The sequence below is a fragment of the Paracoccus sp. TRP genome (genome assembly GCF_000185925.1).
Taxonomy (GTDB): Bacteria; Pseudomonadota; Alphaproteobacteria; order Rhodobacterales; family Rhodobacteraceae; genus Paracoccus; species Paracoccus kondratievae.
The window spans coordinates 1-4,193 of the sequence record NZ_AEPN01000092.1 but is presented as its reverse complement, the minus strand read 5'-3'; the positions used below and the strand labels follow the sequence as shown (position 1 = coordinate 4,193).

The window sequence follows — 4,193 nt, the reverse complement described above, 5'->3', positions numbered from 1 at the left end:
CTGCCGATGATAAGTCGGAGGAAGGTGTGGATGACGTCAAGTCCTCATGGCCCTTACGGGTTGGGCTACACACGTGCTACAATGGTGGTGACAGTGGGTTAATCCCCAAAAGCCATCTCAGTTCGGATTGGGGTCTGCAACTCGACCCCATGAAGTTGGAATCGCTAGTAATCGCGGAACAGCATGCCGCGGTGAATACGTTCCCGGGCCTTGTACACACCGCCCGTCACACCATGGGAGTTGGGTCTACCCGACGGCCGTGCGCTAACCAGCAATGGAGGCAGCGGACCACGGTAGGCTCAGCGACTGGGGTGAAGTCGTAACAAGGTAGCCGTAGGGGAACCTGCGGCTGGATCACCTCCTTTCTAAGGAAGATGCTGGCAGCCGGACTTGTCCGGTTCGTGCATCGACTTAGCAGACATCCATTCAAAGGATGTCACATTCGACGGTCGGACCGTCCTCATATCCCTTCACAGAAGTCACAGGCCCGTCCCCGGGGGCAGCCGGTCTGGAATGGGTCGGTAGCTCAGGTGGTTAGAGCGTACGCCTGATAAGCGTAAGGTCGGTGGTTCGAGTCCACCTCGACCCACCATCGCCCGATCTTCGGGGCCTTAGCTCAGTTGGTAGAGCGCCTGCTTTGCAAGCAGGATGTCATCGGTTCGAATCCGATAGGCTCCACCATCACCAGGGCCGGTCAGACAGGGTCCATGGACAGCCCGTGACACGACATGATCAGCAAGCGCTGCCTGCAGCGCTTGCTCGTCCTGTCGGACGCATGCTCTGCAAGAGCATTTGACATCGTTGAGAGAGATAATCGGCGTCATTGGCCGTAACCAAGTGGGGTTGCGGTGGTTGCAAGACCAACAATGGCGTTGTCCAAGTCAAGTACACTAACCAATGTCCTTTCTTTTGAAAGGGCGGGAAAAGTACATGCTTTTGATCGGAAGCGACCCCCGCGCAACGCAAAAGGGCGCGGGTCAGACAGACCCCTTGGGTCTTTCTTCTTCCGGATCAAATCAAGCGCGATAAGGGCGTTTGGTGGATGCCTTGGCAGCAAGAGGCGATGAAGGACGTGATACTCTGCGATAAGCCATGGGGAGCCGAGAATAGGCTTTGATCCATGGATCTCCGAATGGGGAAACCCACCTGAATGCTTGCTGTTGTCTGCTATGCAGTCAACAGCAGGTATAATCAGGTACTCTTAATCTGAATACATAGGGTTTTGAGAGCGAACCCGGGGAACTGAAACATCTAAGTACCCGGAGGAAAGGAAATCAACAGATACTCCCCTAGTAGTGGCGAGCGAACGGGGACCAGCCGAGCCGTGAGAATGACCAGAATGGCCTGGAAAGGCCAGCCATAGCGGGTGACAGCCCCGTATGGGAAGTTTGAGCGGACGTATTAAGTAGGGCGGGACACGTGAAATCCTGTCTGAAGATCGGGGGACCACCCTCGAAGGCTAAGTACTCCTTGCTGACCGATAGCGAACCAGTACCGTGAGGGAAAGGTGAAAAGCACCCCGACGAGGGGAGTGAAACAGTTTCTGAAACCGGACGCCTACAAGCAGTCGGAGGGGCCTCGAGCCCTGACGGCGTACCTTTTGTATAATGGGTCAACGACTTGGTCTGTCTGGCAAGCTTAAGCCGTTAGGTGTAGGCGCAGCGAAAGCGAGTCTTAAAAGGGCGCTTCAGTCAGACGGATCAGACCCGAAACCAGATGATCTAGGCATGAGCAGGCTGAAGGTTGGGTAACACCAACTGGAGGGCCGAACCCACACCTGTTGAAAAAGGTCGGGATGACTTGTGCCTAGGGGTGAAAGGCCAATCAAATCTGGAGATAGCTGGTTCTCCGCGAAAGCTATTTAGGTAGCGCGTCAGACGAATTCTCCCGGGGGTAGAGCACTGCATGGATGATGGGGGCCCACAGCCTTACTGAGTCTAAGCAAACTCCGAATACCGGGAAGAACTATCTGGCAGACACACGGCGGGTGCTAACGTCCGTCGTGGAGAGGGAAACAACCCTGACCAACAGCTAAGGCCCCCAATTCGTGGCTAAGTGGGAAAGCATGTGAGACTTCCAAAACAACCAGGAGGTTGGCTTAGAAGCAGCCATCCTTTAAAGATAGCGTAACAGCTCACTGGTCTAGTCAAGAGGTCTTGCGGCGAAGATGTAACGGGGCTCAAGCCACGAGCCGAAGCTTTGGGTGCACCTTATGGTGCGCGGTAGCGGAGCGTTCCGTGATATAAGCTCTTGCCTCTTCTGACCTGTCTCCCTCGCAAGAGGGTGGGTCAGCGGAGGCGCGAGCTTTACTGTGAAGCCGGGGCGTAAGCCATCCGGTGGAGTGATCGGAAGTGAGAATGTTGACATGAGTAGCGACAAACAGGGTGAGAGACCCTGTCGCCGAAAGTCCAAGGGTTCCTGCTTAAAGCTAATCTGAGCAGGGTAAGCCGGCCCCTAAGGCGAGGCCGAAAGGCGTAGTCGATGGGAACCAGGTTAATATTCCTGGGCCAGGAGATGGTGACGGATCGCAAGTGTTGTTCGGCCTTATCGGATTGGCCGGGCAGCTGAGCGGTCCCTGGAAACAGCCCTCCATCAGACCGTACCCTAAACCGACACAGGTGGACTGGTAGAGAATACCAAGGCGCTTGAGAGAACCACGTTTAAGGAACTCGGCAAAATACCTCCGTAAGTTCGCGAGAAGGAGGCCCCGTCAGCAGGCAACTGCCGGCGGGGGGCACAAACCAGGGGGTGGCGACTGTTTACTAAAAACACAGGGCTCTGCGAAGCCGTAAGGCGACGTATAGGGTCTGACGCCTGCCCGGTGCCGGAAGGTTAAAAGGAGAGGTGCAAGCCTTGAATTGAAGCCCCGGTAAACGGCGGCCGTAACTATAACGGTCCTAAGGTAGCGAAATTCCTTGTCGGGTAAGTTCCGACCTGCACGAATGGCGTAACGACTTCCCCGCTGTCTCAAACGTGGACTCAGCGAAATTGAATTGTCTGTGAAGATGCAGACTTCCCGCGGTTAGACGGAAAGACCCCATGCACCTTTACTATAGCTTCGCACTGGCATCAGGATTGTGATGTGCAGGATAGGTGGTAGGCGCTGAAACCGGGACGCCAGTTCCGGTGGAGCCTCCCTTGAGATACCACCCTTCGCACTCTTGATGTCTAACCGCGGCCCGTTATCCGGGTCCGGGACCCTGCGTGGTGGGTAGTTTGACTGGGGCGGTCGCCTCCCAAAAAGTAACGGAGGCGCGCGAAGGTTGGCTCAGAGCGGTCGGAAATCGCTCGTCGAGTGCAATGGCAGAAGCCAGCCTGACTGCAAGACTGACAAGTCGAGCAGAGACGAAAGTCGGCCATAGTGATCCGGTGGTCCCGAGTGGAAGGGCCATCGCTCAACGGATAAAAGGTACGCTGGGGATAACAGGCTGATGATGCCCAAGAGTCCATATCGACGGCATCGTTTGGCACCTCGATGTCGGCTCATCTCATCCTGGGGCTGGAGCAGGTCCCAAGGGTATGGCTGTTCGCCATTTAAAGAGGTACGTGAGCTGGGTTTAGAACGTCGTGAGACAGTTCGGTCCCTATCTGCCGTGGGTGTAGGATACTTGAGAGGAGTTGCCCCTAGTACGAGAGGACCGGGGTGAACGTTCCACTGGTGGACCTGTTGTGGCGCCAGCCGCAGTGCAGGGTAGCTATGAACGGAAAGGATAAACGCTGAAGGCATCTAAGCGTGAAGCCCCCCTCAAAACAAGGTATCCCTTGAGAGCCGTGGAAGACCACCACGTCGATAGGCCGGAGATGTAAGCGCAGCAATGCGTTCAGTTGACCGGTACTAATCGCTCGATTGGCTTGATTTGATCCGGAAGAAGACAGACCAGAAAAAAAATACCTGCACGTCAGCTTCCAAAAAGCATCCTTGGACAACCAACCCGAATGGGTCACGCCGATACGCTCCTTTCCCGGTCTGGTGGCTTTAGCACGAGCGAAACACCCGATCCCATCCCGAACTCGGCAGTTAAGCGCCGTAGCGCCAATGGTACTGCGTCAAAAGACGTGGGAGAGTAGGTCACCGCCAGACCTGGAAAGAAGCGTAACTCTCTCAACAAACTACCGCGGGGTAGAGCAGCCCGGTAGCTCGTCAGGCTCATAACCTGAAGGTCGTAGGTTCAAATCCTACCCCCGCAACCAAA

3 tRNA genes and 3 rRNA genes are annotated in these 4,193 nt (G+C 55.6%); all 6 read left to right on the top strand.

The window, feature by feature from the left end:
• Window positions 1-365, top strand: a 16S ribosomal RNA gene (locus PARACOCCUSGL_RS0119780); the annotation flags it as partial.
• Between the two features lie 150 nt (window positions 366-515).
• Window positions 516-592, top strand: a tRNA-Ile gene (locus tag PARACOCCUSGL_RS0119775).
• 13 nt (window positions 593-605) lie between these two features.
• Window positions 606-681, top strand: a tRNA-Ala gene (locus PARACOCCUSGL_RS0119770).
• Between the two features lie 333 nt (window positions 682-1,014).
• A 23S ribosomal RNA gene (locus PARACOCCUSGL_RS0119765) occupies window positions 1,015-3,860 on the top strand.
• A 106-nt stretch (window positions 3,861-3,966) separates the two neighbouring features.
• Window positions 3,967-4,081 (top strand): 5S ribosomal RNA (gene rrf, locus PARACOCCUSGL_RS0119760).
• Window positions 4,082-4,114: 33 nt separating this feature from the next.
• Window positions 4,115-4,191, top strand: a tRNA-Met gene (locus PARACOCCUSGL_RS0119755).
• The last annotated feature ends 2 nt before the right edge of the window (window positions 4,192-4,193 follow it).